At 46.6% G+C, this 23,095-nt stretch carries 18 protein-coding genes and 1 pseudogene; 8 read left to right on the top strand and 11 right to left on the bottom strand.

The genetic code is table 11. From position 1 onward, the window contains the following. Positions 1-29: 29 nt before the first annotated feature. The 4 genes from hisB to hisG form a co-directional block, all read right to left on the bottom strand. Positions 30-1,121: a bifunctional histidinol-phosphatase/imidazoleglycerol-phosphate dehydratase HisB gene (hisB, locus tag HQQ92_RS08515; RefSeq protein ID WP_173244599.1), complete on the bottom strand. Its 1,092-nt coding sequence runs from the start codon at positions 1,119-1,121 to the stop codon at positions 30-32. A 101-nt stretch (positions 1,122-1,222) separates the two neighbouring features. Then, positions 1,223-2,404, bottom strand: coding sequence for a histidinol-phosphate transaminase (hisC, locus tag HQQ92_RS08520; protein WP_173248623.1), 1,182 nt, complete (start codon positions 2,402-2,404; stop codon positions 1,223-1,225). Positions 2,405-2,432: 28 nt separating this feature from the next. Further along, the gene (hisD, locus tag HQQ92_RS08525) at positions 2,433-3,755 is read right to left on the bottom strand and encodes a histidinol dehydrogenase (protein WP_173244601.1); all 1,323 of its coding nucleotides are present in this window, start codon (positions 3,753-3,755) and stop codon (positions 2,433-2,435) included. Positions 3,756-3,758: 3 nt separating this feature from the next. After that, positions 3,759-4,658 (bottom strand): ATP phosphoribosyltransferase, encoded by a 900-nt coding sequence (hisG, locus tag HQQ92_RS08530; protein ID WP_006086295.1) that lies wholly within the window; start codon positions 4,656-4,658, stop codon positions 3,759-3,761. A 575-nt stretch (positions 4,659-5,233) separates the two neighbouring features. Here hisG and HQQ92_RS08535 point away from each other — a divergent pair. Next, complete coding sequence (locus tag HQQ92_RS08535; protein ID WP_173244604.1) at positions 5,234-5,413, top strand: hypothetical protein; 180 nt, start codon at positions 5,234-5,236, stop codon at positions 5,411-5,413. A gap of 222 nt (positions 5,414-5,635) precedes the next feature. On the opposite strand, the gene HQQ92_RS08540 is transcribed toward HQQ92_RS08535, so the two are convergent. Further along, positions 5,636-6,136: a GNAT family N-acetyltransferase gene (locus HQQ92_RS08540; protein WP_158683085.1), complete on the bottom strand. Its 501-nt coding sequence runs from the start codon at positions 6,134-6,136 to the stop codon at positions 5,636-5,638. A 432-nt stretch (positions 6,137-6,568) separates the two neighbouring features. Between HQQ92_RS08540 and HQQ92_RS08545 the strand changes: the two genes are divergently transcribed. Next, entirely contained in the window at positions 6,569-8,578 is a 2,010-nt protein-coding gene (locus HQQ92_RS08545) for an ATP-dependent DNA helicase (protein ID WP_173244607.1), read from the top strand. Positions 8,579-8,815: 237 nt separating this feature from the next. On the opposite strand, the gene HQQ92_RS08550 is transcribed toward HQQ92_RS08545, so the two are convergent. Next, entirely contained in the window at positions 8,816-9,106 is a 291-nt protein-coding gene (locus HQQ92_RS08550) for a cytochrome c3 family protein (RefSeq protein ID WP_028759787.1), read from the bottom strand. Between the two features lie 535 nt (positions 9,107-9,641). Further along, positions 9,642-11,630, bottom strand: a complete 1,989-nt coding sequence (locus HQQ92_RS08555) for a TonB-dependent receptor domain-containing protein (protein ID WP_173244610.1) — start codon at positions 11,628-11,630, stop codon at positions 9,642-9,644. Positions 11,631-12,062: 432 nt separating this feature from the next. Here HQQ92_RS08555 and HQQ92_RS08560 point away from each other — a divergent pair, with 432 nt between their 5' ends. Beyond that, the gene (locus tag HQQ92_RS08560; RefSeq protein ID WP_173244613.1) at positions 12,063-12,641 is read left to right on the top strand and encodes a DUF4440 domain-containing protein; all 579 of its coding nucleotides are present in this window, start codon (positions 12,063-12,065) and stop codon (positions 12,639-12,641) included. A 51-nt stretch (positions 12,642-12,692) separates the two neighbouring features. Here the strand turns inward: HQQ92_RS08560 and HQQ92_RS08565 are convergent, their stop codons facing one another. Then, positions 12,693-13,328: a DUF938 domain-containing protein gene (locus tag HQQ92_RS08565; RefSeq protein WP_173244616.1), complete on the bottom strand. Its 636-nt coding sequence runs from the start codon at positions 13,326-13,328 to the stop codon at positions 12,693-12,695. Positions 13,329-13,857: 529 nt separating this feature from the next. Here HQQ92_RS08565 and HQQ92_RS08570 point away from each other — a divergent pair. Next, the gene (locus tag HQQ92_RS08570) at positions 13,858-15,147 is read left to right on the top strand and encodes an FAD-binding oxidoreductase (protein ID WP_173244619.1); all 1,290 of its coding nucleotides are present in this window, start codon (positions 13,858-13,860) and stop codon (positions 15,145-15,147) included. A gap of 45 nt (positions 15,148-15,192) precedes the next feature. Here HQQ92_RS08570 and HQQ92_RS08575 read toward each other — a convergent pair whose 3' ends face one another. After that, complete coding sequence (locus tag HQQ92_RS08575; RefSeq protein ID WP_028759792.1) at positions 15,193-16,071, bottom strand: LysR family transcriptional regulator; 879 nt, start codon at positions 16,069-16,071, stop codon at positions 15,193-15,195. Positions 16,072-16,247: 176 nt separating this feature from the next. Between HQQ92_RS08575 and HQQ92_RS08580 the strand changes: the two genes are divergently transcribed. Continuing rightward, positions 16,248-17,387 (top strand): S-(hydroxymethyl)glutathione dehydrogenase/class III alcohol dehydrogenase, encoded by a 1,140-nt coding sequence (locus HQQ92_RS08580; RefSeq protein ID WP_014610474.1) that lies wholly within the window; start codon positions 16,248-16,250, stop codon positions 17,385-17,387. A 164-nt stretch (positions 17,388-17,551) separates the two neighbouring features. Beyond that, entirely contained in the window at positions 17,552-18,394 is an 843-nt protein-coding gene (gene fghA / locus HQQ92_RS08585) for an S-formylglutathione hydrolase (RefSeq protein WP_173244622.1), read from the top strand. A 118-nt stretch (positions 18,395-18,512) separates the two neighbouring features. Here fghA and HQQ92_RS08590 read toward each other — a convergent pair whose 3' ends face one another. After that, a complete protein-coding gene (locus tag HQQ92_RS08590) occupies positions 18,513-19,889 on the bottom strand; it encodes an L-serine ammonia-lyase (protein ID WP_028759794.1) in 1,377 nt (458 codons plus the stop codon). A gap of 385 nt (positions 19,890-20,274) precedes the next feature. On the opposite strand from HQQ92_RS08590, the gene nagZ reads away from it, so the two are divergent. Both nagZ and ycfP read left to right on the top strand, forming a co-directional pair. Continuing rightward, positions 20,275-21,303, top strand: a complete 1,029-nt coding sequence (gene nagZ, locus HQQ92_RS08595; RefSeq protein ID WP_028759795.1) for a beta-N-acetylhexosaminidase — start codon at positions 20,275-20,277, stop codon at positions 21,301-21,303. Between the two features lie 79 nt (positions 21,304-21,382). After that, a complete protein-coding gene (gene ycfP / locus HQQ92_RS08600) occupies positions 21,383-21,922 on the top strand; it encodes an alpha/beta hydrolase YcfP (protein WP_028759796.1) in 540 nt (179 codons plus the stop codon). A 402-nt stretch (positions 21,923-22,324) separates the two neighbouring features. On the opposite strand, the pseudogene HQQ92_RS23990 reads toward ycfP, so the two are convergent. Further along, positions 22,325-23,083: pseudogene (locus tag HQQ92_RS23990) on the bottom strand (EAL domain-containing protein); the annotation flags it as partial. Positions 23,084-23,095: the final 12 nt, after the last annotated feature.

Genomic DNA, 23,095 nt, shown 5'->3' on the forward strand with positions numbered 1-23,095 from the left:
TAACCTCTTAAACGATTTATGCTGATGCCTTAAAGCACGCCTTTGCTCGATGGCAGAATATCGCCTTCGACTTTAACTGCTTGGCGTAGCGCGCGGCCGAGCACTTTAAACAGGGCTTCAACCTTGTGGTGATCGTTATCGCCTTCGGTTGACACATGCAGCGTACAGCGCAGGCCATCGGCAAAGGATCGGAAGAAGTGCGGCACCATTTCAGTGGCCATTTCGCCCACATGCTCACGCTCAAAATCGGCCGAGAACTTGATAAAAGGGCGGCCAGAGATATCCAGCAGACATTCACCCTTGGCTTCGTCCATCGGCAGACTAAAGCCGAAACGGGCAATACCGCGTTTGTCGCCGAGCGCTTGGCGCAGGGCATCACCTATAGCCAGTGCAGTGTCTTCGATGCTGTGGTGATCGTCGATTTCTAGATCGCCATCGACTTTCACATCCATTTTAAAATTACCGTGGGTGGCAATTTGATCGAGCATGTGGTCGAAAAAGCCAATGCCAGTGTCGATTTTGCCTTTGACTGAACTGTCGAGATCAACAGTTACGCGAATATCGGTTTCTTTGGTGGTACGCACAACAGTGGCGGTGCGGCCTTTACTCAGCAGCGCATCGGCGATGGCGTTCCAACCTAAAGTGTCGCGTTGATATTTCAGGCTTTTAATGCCCATGGCATTGCCCAGCTCCACATCGGTTTCGCGATCGCCAATCACCGCTGACTGGGTGAAATCGATACAGCCTTGGGTGAGATAGTCTTTTACTAGCCCAAGCTTAGGTTTACGGCAGCTGCAATTTTCATCGTTAAAGTGCGGGCAAATCACCACATCTTCAAAGTTAACCCCTTGGCTTTTGAGGATTTGCATCATCATATTGTGGGGAGCGTCGAAATCTATCTGCGGGAAAGACGGTGTGCCAAGGCCGTCTTGATTGCTGACCATGACTAAGCGAAACCCTGCCTTTTGCAGACGTAGCAAAGCGGGGATCACCTGTGGCTCGAACACTAATTTCGCTAGACTATCGACCTGTTTGTCGGTGATGGGCTCTTCAATCAAGGTGCCATCGCGGTCGATAAACAGAATTTTTTGTGCAACGTTCGGGACAAATTGTGGGTTCATGGCTCTACCTTCAAATTCAATTCGTTTAGCTAATGCTTAAGCTGATTTTACCTTCAGCGCGGCATTCGCTTTTTATTGGTTTTATTAGTTTTTATGTTCAGTTACTTATTATTCGTTTCTGGTGACTGCTCAGTGTGTTGCGATTCAAATAAATTCACTAATACATCGGTATCCGCCTTTGAACTAAAGCTAAAGCGGATAGCCTTGGCAAGCCTTGGGTCTTTGTAGGCGCGGGCGACAACGCCGCTGCATTGTAGTAACGCCGCGACCTTGGCGACATCATCAAATTCAGCCAGCACATAATTGCCGTTAGGCTTAAGCACGCGGGCGCGCGAATCTGAACTATTCGATTTTGAACAATAAGCGCTGATCGCCGCGGTGAGTCTGGCGCCTTGCTCATTTAATTCAGCAACTTGCACTTTCATCCGCGCAACGCCTGCGTTTGATAGCGCCTGGGTGGCGACTTCACTCACGGGCAGCGGCACTGGATAGGGGGCAATCACGCGCATAATGATTTCGACCACTGCCTCGTTTGCCAGCATAAAACCACAGCGTGCGCCGGCGAGAGCAAAGGCTTTTGACAGGGTGCGCAGTACCACCAGATTCGGATAGCTTTCCAGCAAATCCGCCACACTGTATTCGGGGCAAAACTCAATATAGGCCTCATCGATCACCACAAGCGCATCGGGCAGGGCTTTGATTGCTTGCTCGATAATGGCTTTGTCGATCACAGTCCCGGTTGGATTATTGGGATTGCAGATAAACACCAGTTTTGCGCCGCGAACGTCCTCGGCATAGCTTGTCGGTAAGCCATATTCTGCACTGAGATTTAACGCTTTAACGCCCACATTAAAGGTGTTCGCGCTGATGGCATACATGCCGTACGTCGGGCCAAAGCAGGCAATGCTGTCGACGCCTGGTATACAAAAGGCGCGAATTAACAGTTCAATCGCTTCATCGGCGCCGCGGCTGGCAACTATCTTGCTGGCGCTTACGCCGCTGTATTCGCTGTAGGCACTGATAAGTTGCGGCGGTTGGCATTCTGGGTAACGATTCAATTTTGATAAATCGAGCGCTGCCGTATCGACATTATTGAACGGCGATTCGTTGGCATTGATCCAAATATCACCACGGCCGCCCAGTCTGCGGGCACTCTGGTAGGGCGTTAAATCCAGTAATTCAGGGCGCGCTAGGCGCTCAGCTAACGTTAGCGGCGCCGGTGCTAACGTCGATGCTAATGCTACGGGTTCTGCTGTCTTTTCCATGCTGCTCACTTGGCTCATTTTCTTCACTCACATCTCATTAAGCGGATCATTTCTCTAGGCTAGCTAAACGTACTGCGACGGCATTTTTGTGCGCATCGAGCAATTCGTTACTGGCTAACGTCATGACCGCTTGCCCCAATCCGATTAAGCCCTTAGCACTGAGTTCCTGCACGGTAAAGCGGCGGCTAAAGTCGGCTAATGACAGGCTCGACACGGCGCGGCTGTAACCGTAAGTCGGCAGCACGTGGTTGGTGCCACTGGCATAATCGCCAACAGATTCAGGTGTATAAGCGCCTAAAAATATCGACCCCGCGGCGCGAATATTTTTCAATACCTCACGGGGAAAGCGCGTTTGGATGATCAAGTGCTCAGGCCCATATTGATTAGAAACCTGCGCGGCTTGCTGCATATCGTCAACAACAAAAGTGCGACTGCTGAGGAGCGCCGTTGCCGCGATATCACAACGCGGCAGTGCAGCGAGCTGTCTTGTCAGTGCGTCATTCACGCCATCGGCGATAGCTTGCGAATCCGTTACTAAAATCACTTGTGAATCAGGGCCGTGCTCAGCTTGTGAAAGCAAATCGGCGGCGATAAATTCGCAATTGGCGTCGCTATCGGCAATCACCAACACCTCAGAAGGACCAGCCGGCATATCGATACACACAGTGCAGCGGCCATCCTGTGACACTAAGCGTTTAGCTTCAGTCACGTAGCGATTACCTGGGCCAAAAATCTTATCGACCGTGGGAATCGTTTCTGTGCCAAAGGCCAGTGCCGCAATGGCCTGCGCGCCACCCACTTGATAAATTTCAGTGATCCCGCAGGCATTGGCGGCATAGATAATGGCATCGTTGATCGGCGGTGGGCTGACCAATACTCTTTGTTCGCAGCCGGCGATCTTGGCGGGCAGGGCGAGCATCATCACGGTAGAAATTAATGGCGCGCTGCCACCGGGGATATATAAACCCACTTTTTCAATCGGTTCGCTACGTAGCTCGCAGCGTACTCCCGCCTCGGTTTCCATATCAATCGGACGAAATTGCTGGGCGCTGTGAAACACATCTATATTCGCCATGGCTTTGGCGATCGCCGCTTTCAGCTCTGGTGATACCCGTGCGCTTGCTGCAGCAATCTCGGCTTCACCCATGCGCAGCTCGCCACTTCCTTGTCCATTTAATTTTTTGGTCGCGCTATTGAAGCCATCAAACTTTTGATTAAATTCGGCAATGGCGGCATCACCCCGCGTTGCCACTGCATCGATAATGGCGCGAACGCTTTGCTCTAAGCCGCTGTCACCAATTAAAGGCGAGCGTTTCAGCGCCGTTTTTTGCTCGGCGGTTGATAAGGTTGACCAAGTTAGGATTTCCATACATTACCCCATCATTTTTTCGATTGGCATCACCAGAATCGAGCTGGCACCGAGTGCGGTCAGCTGTTCCATAGTATCCCAGAACAAATCTTCGGTACTGACGGCGTGGATAGCAACGCGGTTAGTATCATCATTTAATGGCAATACGGTTGGGTTTTCCGCGCCGGGCAGCAGGGCGACGATTTGATCTAAGGTCTCGGTTGGCGCGTGCAGCAGGATATATTTGCTCTCACGGGCGCGGATAACGCCATTGACGCGGGACAGAATTTTGTCGATGAGTGCTTGTTTAGTCGGTGTTTGGGTTTGGGTCGATTGAATGATGCAGGCCATAGAGCGGTAAATCACTTCAGTTTCGTATAAACCGTTGGCCTCTAAGGTGGCGCCCGTTGACACGAGATCACAAATCCCATCGGCAAGGCCGGCACGCGGGGCGACTTCAACCGAGCCTTTTAACATACAGTCGCGATAAGTTATGCCTTTTTGTTGCATAAAACGGCGCAGAAGGTTCGGATAAGAAGTGGCGATGCGTAATCCTTCTAACGAGGAGGCATCGGCGTAACTGAATTCTGTTGGTACGGCTAACGAAAGGCGACATGATCCGAAATCTAACTGACGCAGTTTGAGACAATCTGCGGGTTTGTTCAGAGTTTGACGCTCGATTTGTTCTTCTTCGAGCACGTTTTCACCTATGATCCCCATATCGACTACGCCGTCCATCACTAGACCTGGGATATCGTCATCACGAACGCGCAGTAAATCGATAGGCATATTGTCAGCATGAGCGATAAGGCGTTGTTCATTAATGGAAAATTTAACACCACAGCTTTTTAGTAGCTGCTGAGAATCAGTAGAAAGACGGCCAGATTTTTGGATGGCGATGCGTAAACGGTTCGATTCAGTCATAGTGTTATCTCGCTCAAAAGTATCAAAATTAAAAGATTCAAAAGTGTGTGTTTAATCGGTTTAATACGCCTTGCCATTCAATGGGCTCTAGCTAAGGTCTTTAGTTAAGTGCTCTTTGCTAACGTATTGATAATTTATTAAATATCTAAAGTTGCTTATTTAAATTAAAACCCAAATTAACGCCTAAATGCAAAAACCCCCGGAATTCCTTCCAGGGGTTTATGATCATCTTGAATCAGTCCGCCAGAAGGATATAGTCCTCCGGCAGTGAGCGTCCGAAGGCTACCGCATATGGTGGTGATGGTGGTGGATAGCGTTCAGTAGTTGGCTCATTTTACTTTCTCGGTATTTAACTTTATTGACTTAACTGCTCGAAATACAGTGAAGCGCTGAATTCGTTGTTACGGACGTCTATCCGTATAAGTGGATTTAAACTAACCGCTTTTATGAGCCTTTGCAACAGTCAATTTGAATTAAATGAGAATATTTATGCGTTTTTGTGAAAGGTAGAGGGTTATCGTTAAATAAAGTTATTGAGCATTTTTGTTGGGGGGATGTTGAAAGTGGATGGAAATGTGTTGGAAGTCGTGCAGGGGAACTGTAACTTGAGTTGTGAGCATTTGCTGATATTCATTAATACAGGCTTGCCATGGTGTTCACTCACCGACTCGCAGCCAGTCCGTCCTTGGATGCTCGACCGCCCCGTCCATGGGGCGGACGGTCGTCTCGCTAATCACCATGGCCTACCTTTTTAGCATTAGCATAAACTATAGGTTTTAAGGAGACACGCAGCACGCTTTTGGACAAAAGCGCGGAAGATCTATTACTCACAATCGTCTAGTTCACATTACGATAAGTAAGTATGGCGAAGGTCAAAAAACGTAGACATTGCTGAGGTCAATTCTAACTAGATGGCCAAATTAACCGTACCACTACAAACAATGGGTGGCTTAGAAAAACTTGAATAACATCGATTGTTAGATGTGTTCATTTATGATGAATGTATAAAACGGCGTAGTTTCATCCTCGATTAACTCACGTACTGAATTAAGCTGTAATCGTTTTGATACCGCTTTAAAAAAGCGCAAAGCCAGTTCATTTTCTTTGAACGTAGCGACCAGTATTGGTGTGCTAATCTGCTCAAATATTTGACGGACTACTTCGAGCGCAATCCAACCACCGCGATATTTAGGAAGAATAAAGAGGTCAGCCAGTTCCCAGATAAGCCTTTTTTCATCTTCAACCCATTCTAGTAGAACAAAGCCTATCAATACTTCATTTACCCAAATGAGGTAGGCTTTTGCCTCTTGTGAGTTAACATAGGATTCAAGATCTGAGGCTGTAGAGCCATCATATAACCCATCAATGCCTATATCTTCTTTACTCCAAGATGTTGAATCAAAATAATAAAGTTGGAGCAGACGTTGTAGCGTTGTGGTGTCACTTGTTTTTAAATTGATAAGACTAACGTTTGACATCATTCATCCTGATTACCTGCGTCTTAGTATTGATGCTTGGGCACTGAAACATCCTGTTATCGAGCGTATATAATGGTATAGAGTTTTGCTTTGCTGAGGTAGCTTATTTATTTCAAATGGTTAGTGGCAGGCTGAAATCGACAGAAGTTTGCGAACCGTTACAGCTAGCGCACATGCTTTGGCGGATGCTAGCAAATACCGACGTTTAAATTGGCGTTAATTACGCGGCTAACTTGTAGTCTTATCTCAAATCAGCATAATGCTTCGAGCTGTTAAGCTTAACGCTATTGTTTACGGCAGTGGCATGCGGTACTAACCATTGTTTGTGCTTATAAAGTTTCACTATGCATTCGCTCAGTAATTTATTGTGTGGACTTGCAGTACTGTTTTCACTGACGTTCCTAACACCTTGATAAAGGATTGATTCTCCCTTTGACTCGCTCCCGCCAACCGACATCAAAGCATGTTTCCTCTAAAGAAACTGTCGCTAAGCCTTCTGCTTTAAAAGGCGCCGCTGCGGTGAGTCGACTCGCGTCCGAAGTGCAACGCGCATTTTTGCCCGATGGAGTATTGTCTAAACATATTCAAGGATTTAGTGCGCGAACAAGCCAGATGCAGATGGCACAGGAAGTGAGTGAGGCGATAGCGGCGAAGGGGAATGTAGTAATTGAGGCGGGTACGGGGGTAGGTAAAACCTTTGCGTATTTGATCCCCGCGATATTGAGCGGTAAGCAAGTCATCGTCAGTACGGGCAGTAAAAACTTGCAAGAGCAGTTGTTTTTTAAAGACTTACCCGCGCTGGTCGCCATGTTGGGGATTGAGCCTAAACTGGCTCTACTAAAGGGCCGCAATAATTATCTGTGCCAGTGGCGACTCGATAAGCAAATGAGCGAGGCGACACATATCGATGCGCGTTTGTTGGATGATTTGTTGAAAATCAATCAGTGGGCGAGCACCTGTAAAGATGGTGATATTGGCGGTTTAACCTCAGTGCCTGAGAATTCTTCGGCGCTGCCACTTGTGGTCAGCACTAAGGAAAGCTGTATTGGTAAGCGCTGCGATTTTTACGATGCCTGCTTTACCCGCAAGGCGCGCAGCCGTGCTCTGGATGCTAAAATCATTGTGGTTAACCACCATTTATTTTTCGCCGATAGCGTACTGAAAGACACGGGCTTTGCCGAGTTATTACCCGATCCTGATATGGTGATTTTCGATGAAGCGCATTTATTACCCGATATTTGCGTTAACTATTTTGGCCAGCAATGTTCGAGTCGTACTATCGATGATTTCATTCAAAAGCTACTCGCTATTTATCAGACTGAACTCAGTGATACTGGGCAACTCGCCCAATTTTGCCAGCGTTGCCTCGCTAAATTAAGTGATTGGCATAATCAGTTATATTCCTGCGGCGAATCCGATTGGCGTTTAGTGCTGGGCAATAAAGCGCTCGCAGGGGCGTCATGGGATTTATTAGCGGAATTAACTGCGCTGCAGAATTTATTAATGGCCCATATTGGCCGCAGTGAATTGTTAGATGATATCGCCATTAAGTTGGCTGAGCTGAATAACAAGCTCAGTGTGTTTTTTAACTGCGATAATAATCTGGCGGCCTACAGCATCGAATTTGGCAGTCGCTTTGTGGTGCTACGAATTTCACCAATCAATATTGCCCGTGAGTGCCAACAGTTATTTGTGCCCGAAACCAGCTGGATATTTACCTCGGCAACTTTGCAGGTTAACCGCAGTCTTGTTCATTTTGCCCGAGAAATGGGTATCGTCGATGCGCAGCAAAGCATTCTCGACAGTCCCTTCGATTATCCCCGCCAAGCGGTATTTTGTGTGCCTAGACAACTTGGGAACGTGACCAATCAACAGCAAGCGTTAAAGCAGCTGGTGGATGTGTGCGTGCAAGCGATAGATGCGGCGCAGGGACGGACTTTTATTTTATTTACCAGCCATAAAATGCTCGAACAAGCGGCGCTGGCATTGCGAACTCGCACTCAGTATCCGCTGCTGGTACAAGGCCAAGCGGGTAAACAGAGTCTGCTGACTAAGTTTCGCCAACTCGGCAATGCGGTATTGCTCGGCACCAGTAGTTTTTGGGAAGGGGTGGATGTGCGCGGCAAATTGTTAAGCTGCGTGATTATCGACAAATTACCTTTTGTGTCGCCCGATGAGCCCCTGTATCGCGCCCGAGCCGACAATGTGAGTCGTCAGGGACTCGATCCTTTTACTGAAGTGTCGTTACCGCAGGCGATTATTGCGCTGAAACAAGGTGTTGGGCGTCTCATTCGCGATGAAAAAGATCGCGGTGTGCTGATCCTTTGCGATAATCGCATTGTGAATCGCTACTATGGCCAAGCTTTTTTAAACTCGCTGCCGCCGATGGCACGCACCCGTGACCTAGAAAAGGCATTGGCGTTCTTGAGAACAATCCCCTGAGATTCGTCTATGGTTTACCTAGCATACTTAAATTTGTCCTATTTGCCGGATATGGGATTCTGAGCTAAGTATTGAGCCGTTACACATATTGTAAGGATATAAAAACGGAGGTAAAAATTGCCACCTGTGAGCAATAGATGGCAAACACCCTTGGAGGTTGGGTCAAGTGGCATCCTGCCTAATGGTTCCATTCAAAATAAATAATTCTTCGGCCTTTGGTTTTAGATTTTTAGTGAATTAATGGCATTCTTTGCAAGCATCTGCTGGTGCTTTTTCTTGATGAGCGATATGGCAATTGGTGCATGTTAAAACGCCATCATGTTTAGTATGAGCTTCACCTGCGAGAGTTTTCATTTCTCCATGGCATGATACACATTGCTGATTTTCAAAAACATAATCCGCTGAAGGTTTTTTATCTTTATGGCAGGATTCACAGTCAGATCTTTCAGAATGACTGTCGGCAAGTGATACCGCCATTAAATTAGTTGAAAAGCACAGTGCGCACATTAGCATCATCTTTTTAAGCATGTTATTTTCCTTTTTTATTGTTGGTTAAATCATCATTCTGAAGCGAGTAAATCATATATCTAGCTATGAAATATATAACTTGAAGTTGGAACTGTATTTTTCTCGTTGTTTTATTAGTGATATAAACGGAAAGATAATATCGCTTTTGCTTGGTGCGTAAGTTTAATAATCGATAATTTTACACCTCAAGCTTTAGCAGTCTTGCGTGTGTATAATAGTTTTTTAATATGACAAAACCTTGATCGTTATCAAAGGTTAACGGGTGAGTTATTTTTTAGCGTTAAAGTATGATCAAGGTTATATTGCGGAATGTAAAAGACTAATGATTTAAATCTGGATTGTGTAATTTATATTTTTGATGTTTATTTAAAAATTCTATATTTTAGAAAATATATTTATTTTACTTTTTCTAGCCGAATGTGTGACATTTATTTTGGTCTTAAAACAATAGGCGAAGCCAAAACGGGCTTCGCCTATGATGTTTAATGTTGAGTAGCAGAGCTATAATTACACATTAATTTCTGGCTTGTAGAGCTTAGAAACTTGCAGTTACCCCAGCATAAATACTGCGACTCTTTTGAATATAATCAAGGTCGGTGGCAACTTGGTCACGTTCAGAATCCGTTAGGTTAGTCACGCCAAGCTTCAGTTTAAACATAGGATTAATTTGATAATTCGCACCTATATCGAGCGAGCCATAACCCTCTGATTTGACATTGGCTCGCAAATACTGCTCGCCAGTATAATGGTAGGCGATAAAGGTGGATAAACCATCGAATGCCTGCCATTGCAGTTTTAGGTTATAGCTGTCGTCCGGTGTTAAGGTAAAAGGCGCGCCATTTTGCTTATCTTCGGCATTGGTTTTACTGTAATTACCGTTTAGGCTGAGATCTTGAGTTAAATTGTACCAAGCTTGTAATTCCCAACCAGTGATCTTGGCTTCGTTAACGTTTTGGTAAGTTAATACTGTACCAGGGACTCTATTCCAAGTTTCGGTGATAATTTTATTTTCTACATCGTTATGGAAGTAGGTGACCGAGCCACCAAAATCCGTGGTTTGATATTGGGTCGATAACTCGTAGTTCACTGAGGTTTCGGGTTGAAGATCAGGATTTCCCGCAACGGTACAGGCGCCACGACAAGCGGGGATAATATAATCGGCTTGGGATTGCGCCATATTTGGCGCTTTAAAGGCTTTGCCGCCACCACCTTTAATGACCCATTCAGAGCTTAAGTTATACACTAAATACAAGCGTGGGCTAAATTCGGTGCCGTACACATCGTGGTGATCGACGCGCCCACCTAAGGTGATATTGAGTTCGCCTAAGCTAAATTCATCTTGTAGATACAATGCCGATTGGCTGTCGTCTAAGGTGCCATCACCTAAAATATTGCGGCTATTTTCGAGCTGGGTCCAACGGTATTCTGCACCGCTGGTTAACATGTGATCGCCAAGCAGGACAGTGGTTTGACCGTCGAGATTGTGGTTGGTTTGGGTGATATTACCAATCTCGGCGATTAACGCTGAGTCGTCAGTCACCTCAACATTTTCATAGTAATAGCGCAGGCGAGTATCGCCCCAGTTCCAGTGGCCATTATGGGTCAGACCTGAACTTATCCGCTCCGCTTGTTGGTTATTGGTGAGAATCGTGCCGTAGTTATTCCAATCAGACTCGCGTTCATCGTTGGCGTAACTTAAGTCAAATTGCAGATCTTGCTGGTTATCAATCAGCCATTGTAAATTGGCGAGGGCGCTGATTTCATCTCTGTCTTCTAGCGCATCAATAGTGGGTTTTAAGTCCGAGCGCCATGCATCGCGTTTATTGCTGTCGACGATTAAGTTTGCCAGTAATTTATCTTTGATCAGCGCGCCACTGCTGTAGAAATTGTACTTAGTGCTATCGCCACCCTTGCCACTGGTAGGTGCATCGTATTGCACGCCAACGCTGGTTTGCCAGTTCTCAGTTGGTTGACGCAGTATGACGTTAACCACACCGCCTAAAGCTTCTGAGCCGTAGAGGGATGACATAGGCCCACGCACAACTTCGATACGTTCAATGGCAGACATTGGAATAGAGGACAAGTCAAAATCGTTGCCATAACCAGAGGTTAATGCTTCGCGGGAGTTAATGCGGCGGCCATTAATCAAGATTAAAGTGTAATCTGAATCTAAACCTCGCAGGCTGATCTCATTGCGACCATAGGGCGTGCCTTCGCTGATGTTCACACCCTGTAAATAACGGACTGCGCTAGCAAGATCGTCTATGACGAGAGCTTCAAGTTCACTGCGGTTAATCACGGACACCGAAGCTGGCGCCGAAAGCTCCGAGTGTTTAGTTTGTGTTGCTGTGATCACCATGCGTTCCATTTCTGGCGTGGTATCTTGCGTATTTGCAGCACTAGCCCATGCTGCAGGTAATAACAAACATAAACCAATAGCGCGTGATAGCTGGCTCAACATAGGTGTCTGTGTTGCATGAGATAGATGCGAGGTTTGGCGAGTGCGACGGATAAAGCGGGGCATATCATTCTTCCTTCGGTAATTTTGGCGAATGATAATTATTCTTAATTATAGCTTCAAGCTTGGATGTCTCTCTTTTGTGTAAAGGCAGTGTAAATTTTTAGTGTTTAATAACAGCGTGATAGCCCGTATATTCGACGTGTTGCTCGCTGGCATGGTCATCCTGATTGAGTGTATTGAGCATAAGGCACTGAGTATGACGATCTGAGTCTGACTGTCGTCGGATAAATCACTAAAAAATAGTGAGAATAATCAGAAACTATCACCGCACAAAACAGCATAACGTAATATTAAGCCATATCGATATGATTAATATGGATATTTTAACTGGCATAAGCTTTGCTGGCGATGTGACTTTATGTTTCGTGGTGCATTCATGTTTGTGACGTGAATAGTCGCCATACAAAATGTATTGCCAATATTTACGGAGAGAATATGAATCCAGCATTTTATAGCCTAGCCACAGTCACTGTTTTAACTTTGTCACTCGCCACTACCGAACCTGCTGTTGCCACAGATACGCCAACATTAGCTAAAGCAGCATCAGTTAAAACGGCAGGGGCTCCACAAACTGACATTGCGCAGCCCGCTACTGCACTTACAGACACTTTATCTACCCAAATTGCAGCGGTGGATTTTGCTGTGTTCGACAGTTTCAATAAGTGCGCCGTCCCCGCTGAACTAAAGAAACACGCTGACTTTTTCACTGAAGATGTAGAGTTTTACCACGACACGGGTGGCGTCACTTGGAACCGCAAGGACATGATCGCTAATACCGAAAAATATGCCTGTGGCCATTACCGCCGCGAGTTAGTTGCGGGCACGATGAAAGTGTTTCCGGTGAAAGAGTTTGGCGCGATAGAGCAAGGCGTTCATCGTTTTTGCAGCTTTGAAACAGGTAGCTGTGATGGCCTAGCCGACTTTGTCATTGTATGGCGCAAACAGAACGAACAGTGGAAAGCTACCCGAGTGCTGAGCTATGGGCACAGAACCGCCGAGGCCAAAACGGACTAAACCACTCAACCAAAGCTAGCTTTTAACAAAAAATGAGCCTTTAACAAAAAGCTAGCCTCTAACAAAATGCAGTAGTCGATTATTGGCCGGCATAGCCACATCTTGCTTCAGCGTTAGGCCTTGCTCGCTGGCTAAACTGCAAATCCATTCAATATCACGAATGCCGCTGGCGGGATCGCGCTGTTTTAAAAAGGCATCAAACTGGCGATTGCTGTCACTGCTAAATTCGCCTTGGTAGTTAAAGGGGCCGTAAATGCACAGGGTCTTGAGTTGGGGGAGATACAGACCAAGGCCAGTAAAAAACGCTTCAACCATATTTTTGCTCATAATATGCAAAGTGTTTGCAGTAAATACGCCATCAATATCAAATGTTAATCCCTTCACCGGCCATGGCGCGGTAACATCAAGGGTAAGTGGTAAGCGTAGGTTTGCCGCTGCATTGGGTCGCTTGCCTTCATGCATACACCTTGCGGTAATGACCTCAATATATTCAGCCTGATCGCTGGTTTGCCAGATTAAATGGGGAAGATTTGCTGTAAAATACACAGCATGTTGCGCTGTGCCACTGCCGATTTCGAGTACATGTTGGTTGAGTGAGAATGCTTGTGTTAATACCGCTAAAATCGGCGCTTTGTTGTTTTCACATGCTTGGGAAAACGGCAATTGGACAAGTGGTAATAGTGGCATAATGGACTCTAGGTTGCTGAGATAAAAAGAGGATGACGCCGCACAAGCCTATCTTAAACCAGCAAAAAGTATAAGGCTTAAAAGATAAAATCAGCCGCGCCTTAACATTCGGAGTCTCTATCTTAGGTACCTTAATTTTAGAGCCTTAATTTTAAAGCCTTAATTTTAAAGCCTTAATTTTAAAGCCTTAATTTTAGTGCCTTAATTTTAGGTACCGCCATTTCAGAAGCTTCCATCTCAGAAGCTTCCATCTCAAGCACCTCCATTTCAGGTTCTTCAAGAAGGAGCCTGCAGCCAGCTCTACTCCCTTTGTCATGTCCTGCAAAAATAGTTATCGCAATTCACTGTTGACCTCGATCTCAACTTAGATATACTCACAAATTCTGAACGCTTGTAAAAAATATAAAACAACGTCGGTATAATGCCGCGTTAAAACGAGTGCCCAGAACTAAGACTTAACACTCACTTTCAGCCATCAACTTTCAACAGTTAATTTTCAACAGTTAACTTTCAACATCAAGGAATGACCATGCCAGCAGAGCGTTGCGCCTCCTACTACAATGCCACCATTGACCAAGAGTCAGATTATCCTGCGCTTGAAGGCGACATTCGAGTCGATGTAGCGATTGTCGGTGGCGGTTTTACCGGCGTGGCAACGGCGTTGGAATTATCTGAGAAGGGCTATAAAGTGGCACTTATTGAGGCCAATAAAATTGCGTGGGGCGCGACCGGACGCAATGGTGGGCAGGTGACGGGCAGTTTGTCCGGCGATGTTGCGATGACAAAACAGCTGCGCCGTCAAATCGGCAATGAAGCTGAAGATTATGTGTGGAATATGCGTTGGCGCGGCCACGATATAATTAAAAATCGGGTGGCCAAGTACGGCATAAACTGTGATTTAAAGTTTGGTCATATCCAAACCGCTTACCAGCCAAAGCACATGCACGAGCTTAGGGCTATGCATGATGAGGCGCAGCGCCGCGGCATGGGTGAATTTATGACGCTGGTATTCGCCGATGAAATGCCTGCCTATTTAGGCTCGCCCTTGTATCACGGCGGCTTAGTCAATCGGCGCAACATGCATTTGCACTCAGTCAATTTATGCCTGGGTGAAGCCCGCGCGGCAGCAGGTCTTGGGGCGTTAATCTTTGAACACTCACCCGTACTTGATATTGAAGAAGGCGATGTGGCGACTGTTGTCACAGCCAAGGGAAAAGTGCGCGCCAACAGTGTGCTGATCGCCGGTAATGCTTACCATAAACTCGCCCGTCCAAAACTGCGTGGTATGTTATTTCCGGCGTCCTTAGGCAATTGCGCCACTGCGATTCTGCCCGATGATGTCGCTTTGCAAATCAATCCGCAGGATTTAGCCGTGTATGATTGCCGCTTTGTACTGGATTACTATCGCCTGACCGCGGATAAACGGCTGATGTTCGGCGGCGGCACTAACTACAGCGGCCGCGATCCTAAAAATGTGGCGGCGGAATTACGGCCCGCGATTGAGCGTACGTTTCCACAATTAAAGGGCGTTAATATCGAATTTGCGTGGGCGGGAATGGCAGGAATTGTGATTAACCGTATCCCGCAGCTCGGCAAAGTGTCGCCTAATGTGTTCTATTGCCAAGGATATTCTGGGCACGGAGTAGCGACATCGCACATTATGGCCGAGATCATGGCCAATGCGATGGACGGGCAATTGCGTGAGTTTGATTTGTTTGCCGCCATGCGCCATATCCGCATTCCGTTAAATGAATGGTTCGGCAATCAAGCGTTGGCGTTAGGCATGTTGTATTACACTTTGCGGGAAAACTGGCGCTAGTCTGCGCCGTGTTGTCTGCTACCAATCAATCTGCTCAAACAGTATTTAATCCTGCTCGGCGAGTTTTTCGGCAAGGTAATCGACCAATACACGGATCTTAGCCGACAGGTGGCGGTTTTGCGGATAGAGTGCCCAAATGCCTTCTTTGGCTTCGCGGTGACTGTCAAGGAAGGAGAGCAACCGTCCGGTTTGAATATCTTCTTCAATATAATAATCAGGCAGTTGAACTATCCCTATGCCCTTTAGTGCCGCATCCCTTAATGCGTAGCCACTGTTACAATTGAGATTGCCGCGGACTTTAATATTGCGCTCGCGGCCATTTTCTACAAAGCGCCAGTAATTATGATTACCGATCAAACAATTGTGCTGGCTAAGTTCTGATAAGGTATGGGGCTGACCGTATTTTTCCACATAGCTTGGTGAGGCGGCGACATAGTGGGTACGGCTGCTGAGCGGTTTGGCCATCAAACTCGAATCTGCGAGTTTTCCGAGGCGAATGGCCAGATCATAACCGCCTTCAATCAAGTCCAAGGTGCGATTGGTCAAGTCGACGCTAAATTCAACGCTGGGATATTGCACCATAAAATCATTGAGTAATGGCATGATAAATTTCTCGCCATAGGCGACGGGCGCCGTGAGCTTGACTAAGCCTTGGGGTGAGTCCTTTAGGTTTGAGATGGCGCGCTCGGCTTCTTCTAACCCCGTTTGTAATTGGCGGCAGTGACGATAATAAATCGTGCCTTCTTCGGTTAACGACACTTTGCGGGTTGTGCGGTAAAAGAGTTTTGTGCCGAGGCGGTTTTCTAAGGTGCTCACTTGGCGGCTAACGTGGGCGGTGGAGATATTCAGCCGCTGCGCCGCTAGGGTAAAACTTTCGGCCTCAGCCACCGCGACAAATTCAGAAATGCCGTCCCAGAGATACATTGTTGTTACTCAGTAAAAATGAATTGCTTGAATACTAGATTGTCTCTCGCTGAGAAACAAATACAATCCTCCTATTCAGTAGCATCAGTGCAATGGTCGCAAGAATTTGCTTGGCCTGAATTGAATTTATGATACACCAATGACTTACTCCTATTACCTATTCAAGGGACGTAACAATGTCGAACGAAAAACCGCAGTTTATTAAATCAAAGGCCGCAGTGGCTTGGGGACCAGGACAACCGCTTAAGATTGAAGAAGTGGATGTGATGTTACCTAAAGCGGGCGAAGTTTTAGTGCGCATTGTGGCTACGGGCGTGTGTCACACGGATGCCTTTACCCTGAGCGGTGACGATCCAGAAGGCGTATTCCCAGCGATTTTAGGCCACGAAGGCGGCGGTATCGTTGAGCAAGTGGGCGAGGGTGTGACCAGCGTGCAAGTGGGCGATCATGTGATCCCACTTTATACCCCAGAGTGCGGCGAGTGTAAGTTCTGCCTATCGGGCAAAACTAACCTGTGCCAAAAAATTCGTGCGACCCAAGGTAAAGGCTTAATGCCCGATGGCACCACGCGTTTTTATCTTGATGGCAAGCCTATTTTCCATTACATGGGCTGCTCGACCTTCTCTGAATATACCGTGTTACCTGAAATCTCATTGGCGAAAGTCAATAAGAGCGCGCCATTAGAAGAAATTTGTCTGCTGGGTTGCGGCGTGACCACTGGTATGGGCGCTGTGATGAACACGGCCAAAGTGGAAGAAGGCGCAACCGTGGCGATTTTCGGCCTCGGCGGTATCGGTTTATCGGCGATTATCGGTGCTACTATGGCCAAAGCCAGCCGCATTATCGCGATTGATATCAACGAGTCTAAATTCGAGTTAGCCAAAAAACTCGGCGCGACCGATTGCATCAATCCTAAATTACTCGATAAGCCCATCCAAGAGGTGATCGTTGAAATGACCGATGGCGGCGTGGATTACTCATTCGAGTGTATCGGCAACGTCAACGTGATGCGCAGCGCCTTAGAGTGTTGCCATAAAGGCTGGGGAGAGTCGGTGATCATAGGTGTTGCCGGTGCTGGTCAAGAGATTTCAACCCGTCCATTCCAATTAGTTACTGGGCGAGTATGGCGCGGTTCTGCCTTTGGCGGTGTGAAAGGGCGTTCTGAACTGCCCCACATTGTTGAGCGTTACATGGCGGGCGAATTTAAGCTCGATGATTTTATCACCCATACTATGGGACTTGAGCAAATCAATGAGGCGTTTGAGCTGATGCACCAAGGTAAGAGTATCCGTAGCGTGATCCATTTTGATAAATAAGTGGTTTTGCATTTTAAACGGATGCTTCAGCTTGATGTGACTAACGGGCAGACAGGTGCAAATCTGTCTGCTGTGTTGCCAACTGAGCTGACGATAAGCGCCATGACTAACGCTAAGACTAACGTTATAAATAGCGCTAAAAGATTGAGCTTAAAAGGACTTGTATGACCATAGAAAATATCAGTTGTAACAAGAGTTTTGGCGGTTGGCATAAGCAGTATCGCCATCAATCTCAGTCATTAAACTGCGAGATGCGCTTTGCCATTTATCTGCCGCCTGAGGCGGCGAATAAACCAGTGCCTGTGCTGTATTGGCTTTCAGGTCTAACCTGTACCGATGAAAACTTTATGCAGAAGGCGGGTGCACAGCGCATGGCAGCAGTACTTGGGATGGCGATTGTCGCCCCTGATACCAGTCCTCGCGGTGACGATGTGCCCGATGCAGCGGATAAAGCTTACGATTTAGGCTTAGGCGCGGGTTTTTACCTCAATGCGACAAAAGCACCTTGGAATCGTCATTACAAAATGTACGATTACATAGTCCACGAGCTGCCTACCTTGATTGAAGCGCATTTTCCTGTCACTACCCAGCGCGCCATCTCCGGCCATTCAATGGGCGGTCATGGTGCTTTGGTGATTGGTCTGAGTAATCCACACAGATACAGCTCAATTTCGGCCTTTAGCCCGATTTCGAATCCAAGTAATGTACCTTGGGGTATTAAAGCCTTTAGCGAGTACTTAGGTGAAAATCGTGAACATTGGCGCCAGTATGATGCCTGTGAGTTGCTTAAGCTCGCGATTAGCGAAGTGCCAGTACTGATTGACCAAGGTGAAGCTGACAGCTTTTTAGATACCCAATTGATGCCACAATCGCTGGTGGATATCGCCCATACCAAGGGTTATCCCTTGGATGTGCGGATGCAAGCGGGGTACGATCACAGCTACTACTTTATCGCGAGCTTTATTGAAGAGCACCTTAAGTTCCATAGCTTATACTTTAAGCCTTAAATAGCCGATTCAGTAGTCACGCCGATGAGCTAAAACAAAAATGCCGCAACTCACTGAGTTGCGGCATTTTTTATGGTGCGATTAAAGCGATTAGCGAAAGTGAATTAACACTCAGCACTTAGCACTCAACAATGTTGACCGCTAAACCACCTTTGGCGGTTTCTTTGTATTTACTGCGCATATCTCTGCCGGTGTCCATCATGGTTTTGATCACTTTATCTAGTGAAACCTTATGGTTACCGTCACCGCGTAGGGCCATACGAGAAGCGTTGATCGCTTTGATCGCGCCCATGGCATTACGTTCGATACAAGGCACTTGCACTAGGCCGCCCACAGGATCGCAGGTTAAACCTAAGTTATGTTCCATGCCGATTTCAGCCGCGTTTTCAACGTGCTCAACTGTACCGCCCATGATCTCAGTCAGTGCGCCAGCGGCCATAGAACAGGCCACGCCCACTTCACCTTGGCAACCGACTTCGGCGCCCGAAATTGAGGCATTTTTCTTGTACAAAATACCAATTGCAGCGGCAGTTAATAAATAACGTGCGCAGACATCGATATCCACTTCTTGTACGAAGGTATCGTAATAGCATAATACGGCAGGAATAATTCCCGCAGCACCGTTTGTTGGCGCAGTCACGACGCGATCACCGGCCGCATTTTGCTCGTTGACCGACAGGGCGAATAAATCGACCCAATCCATAGCGGTTAATGGATCGACATTGTTACGGCCTTCGGCTTTCAAACGACGGTACAGTGCAGGAGCACGACGACGCAGTTTTAGGCCGCCAGGTAAAATACCTTCCTTCTGATAACCGCGTTCGATACAGGTTTTCATCGTCTGCCAAATATTCCACAGCTTGGCTTTGACTTCATCTTCAGTGGCTAAACTCAGTTCGTTCGCCATCATTAAAGAAGAAATGCTGAGACCTTGCTCGCCGCATAATTCCAGTAAATGAGCCGCACTCACAAAATCAAAAGGTGCCGATTCAATTTGTGAGGCTGGCGATGCATTACGTTGGCTAATTTCATCTTCATCTAAAATAAAGCCGCCACCCACTGAGTAGTAAGTGCGATCAAAAATACATTCCCCTTTACAGTAAGCGTACAAGGTCATGGCGTTAGCATGCGCAGGTAGCGTTTTGCGTCTGTGATAGGTAATGCCTTGCTCACGGGTAAACTTAACCACTTTGCCACAGTGCAGCGTTAAGGTTTCGTCCTTGGAGACGTGTTCTAAAATACCGTCGATACTGTCAGTGTCCACGGTTTCGGGATCTTCGCCCATTAAGCCTAAAATCACTGCTTTGCCCGTGCCGTGGCCTTTGCCTGTTTGGCCGAGGGAGCCAAAGAGTTCGGCTCTTAATTCATCAATCTGGGTCACGAGTCCTGAGTCAGTCAGGTTTTGCATAAAGATTTTGCCCGCTTTCATTGGGCCGACGGTATGTGAACTCGATGGACCTATGCCGATCTTGAACATGTCAAATACGCTAATCATGATAGAAGTCCTGTTGTGTCTTGTTTATTATTTTAGTCTGAGTGCATGGGATTGCTCGCTCTGCAGATTGAAGCACGCTAATCTTGCGCGTGTACTCTGGTCAGTGGCGGCGTTCTTTCATGCGAAATCTGCTTGTGTGATACTCTAACGCCAGTATCCCATAGATTAGTGTGACAATTCACATTAGTTTTTTTTATTCGTAATAGTTCGGATAAGCTGAACTTAATTGGGACTTTTTTACAGGCCATTTTATGGCCAAGAATACAGGCTTCGATAGCGCTACAAGGGTAGGTGGCTCGCTTTTTTTAGCTTTTTTGTGAGCGTGGACTACTTATGGCTTGAGTGGTTATTTTTTGAGTATTAATGAATATTTTTAGGGAGAAGTATGAGCTATTTAATGTTGGATTTACTGTCGTTGGACGTCAGTGAGGCTGAATCTGAGATGCTACGCCATCCACAGGTGGGTGGTTTAATCCTATTTTCCCGCAATTTTTCGAGCCGTGATCAGTTGATCCGTCTGGTACAACAGATACGCCAAATCCGCCCAGAAATATTAATCGCCGTCGATCATGAGGGGGGCCGAGTACAACGTTTCCGTGATGGCTTTACCATTATTCCCGCCATGGGCGACATTCTCCCCGCAGCAAAGGGTGATATGGTATTGGCCAAGCGTTGGGCCTGTGAGCTCGGTTTCTTGATGGCGATTGAATTACTGGCTTGCGATATCGACTTAAGTTTCGCGCCCGTGTTGGACTTAAACGGCGTGAGCCAAGTCATAGGTAAACGCAGCTTTAGCCCAGAGCCCGCCGAGGTTATTACATTGGCCGAAAGCTTTATTGCTGGCATGGCCGCAGCTGGCATGGGCGCCGTGGGTAAACATTTCCCCGGACACGGCAGTGTAGTGGCGGATTCGCACTACGAGAAACCCATTGATGAACGTGATGCCGAGGCCATTTTTGCAAAGGATATCCTGCCGTTTAAAGAATTGATCGCAAAAGAAAAGTTATTAGGCGTGATGCCCGCGCACGTGGTTTACCCTAAAGTCGACCCCAACTCTGCGGGCTTCTCCGAATACTGGCTAAAACAAGTGCTGCGTAAAGAACTTGGCTTTAACGGGGTGATTTTCTCTGACGATCTCGGCATGCAAGGCGCAGGATTTGCGGGCGATTACCGTGCAAGGGCCAGCGCCGCTTTAGCCGCAGGTTGCGACATGATTTTAGTGTGTAATGATAATGCGGGCGTAATGTCGCTACTCGATGGCTTTACTTGGCCTGCGAGCGCGCCACAGTATCCTGCGAGTTTACTTAAACCCAATGCTGCGCAAACGGCAGCTGCGCTCGATAATACGGCCCGTTGGGAAAATGCCAAGCAGCTTGCCGAGCAAATTTGTTTGGCTCAACAGGCGAAAGTTTGATGTAGCGCAAGGTGTGAGATCACTCTTTTGCTAGGGTTAGTTAATTCACTGTAATCAAAAATGATTAAAAGGCCTTGATATGATTTTCTATCTTCATGGATTTGATGCTACTAGCCCAGGTAATCACGAAAAAATGCGTCAGTTGCAATTTATTGACCCTGATGTGCGTTTGATCAGTTACAGCACCTTGCACCCTAAGCACGACATGCAACACTTGCTTAAGGAAGTCGCCAAGCAAATGCAGCATAGCGACGATCCCGCGCCGTTAATGGTTGGCGTAGGACTCGGAGCTTATTGGGCCGAGCGGATTGGATTTTTAAATGGTCTTAAATCTGTGCTGATTAACCCTAATTTGCACCCAGAAAATAATATGCAGGGCAAGATTGACCGCCCAGAAGAATATGCCGATATTGCTAATAAGTGCGTGTCGCAATTTCGTGAAAAGAATACCCACAAGGCCATGTGTATATTTTCGGTGAATGATGAGATGTTCGATAATCAGCAACTCGCCAGTGAATTAAGCGCCTATTATTCGATTGATTGGGATGACGTTCAGCCCCACAAATTCCCCCAACTCGCTGCCCATCTGCCCAAAATAAAAGCCTTTAAGTTGGCTTGATTGATATCGATTGAATAAAAGTATCACTCCTCTTTTTATATTTAAGAGGGGAGTGGATTTATCTCATCGGCTATTTCGCCTTATGGTTTTGGCTTTTAATACTTCAAACCACGCACATTGTGAGTATGACTATTGGGGATAGATTAAGTAGAATTTTAGTGTTGGCTGATATCCCTGCATATAGGCTCACCATGGTATTTACTCACCGACGCGCAGCCAGTCCATCCTTGGATGCTCGACCGCCCCGTCCATTGGGCGGACGGTCGTTTCGCCAATCACCATGGCGCACCTTTTGTGCATTCACGTAACCTGTAGATTTAAAAGACATACGCAACACACTTTTGGACAAAACCTTGTTAGATAATTGGCTCTTTTTAGCCAAATTCGGATTAGCTATTCTTGGAGTAACGTCTTATCGATTTTCAAGTAATACAATGGCATGGTTTGTAACAAAGATAAGGTTGTTTGCCCAGTACCAAAGTCATCGATAGCCACTAAAATCCGCAACTGGCATAAGCTTTCAATACGCTGGCGCCACGTTAAACGCAATCCTAAAGCCCGAGTCAACCTTCATATCGGCAAAATCTTTTAATGCCTGCTCAAAAATATAGTTAGTTAATGGAACAATTAATTTGTCCTCTTCGGCAATGGGAATCAACAAATCAGGTCGCACTAGCCCATTTGCGGGTGCTGCCAACGTACTAATGCCTCGACTCCCTTAGCTTTACCTTTCTCGGCACATCACTGGCTGATAAACTAAGAAAAACTCTTCTTTCTCTATTCCACTACAATGTCATCGGTGAGGGAATGGCGAGTAACTCTTGAATCGAGTACAAATAGGATAGAGCCCGTAAGTAAGACGATGCTAACTGGCCATGAAATGGCCAGAAATATCCATAAGAAATGCCAGAAAAATGCGGGGGACATTTCTAATAACACTGAAAAATTGTTCTCTTCAGAATCTAGTGTTATCACCTTATTTTTTATAAACTCGAGTGATTCAGGGATCGTGTTGCCAGTTATGGATAAAGCGACATTGATAACAGCGCTGGGAAACACATTCGGCTGTACAAAGGAGTCTAATAAATATCTCCCTTCTTTAATGAAGGCGGCGCCGCGCTTAGAGATAGGATCCTAGTTTAATGATACTACTGCTGGCACTGACATATTGAC

Source organism: Shewanella sp. DC2-4 (assembly GCF_013248875.1).
Taxonomy (GTDB): domain Bacteria; phylum Pseudomonadota; class Gammaproteobacteria; order Enterobacterales; family Shewanellaceae; genus Shewanella; species Shewanella oncorhynchi.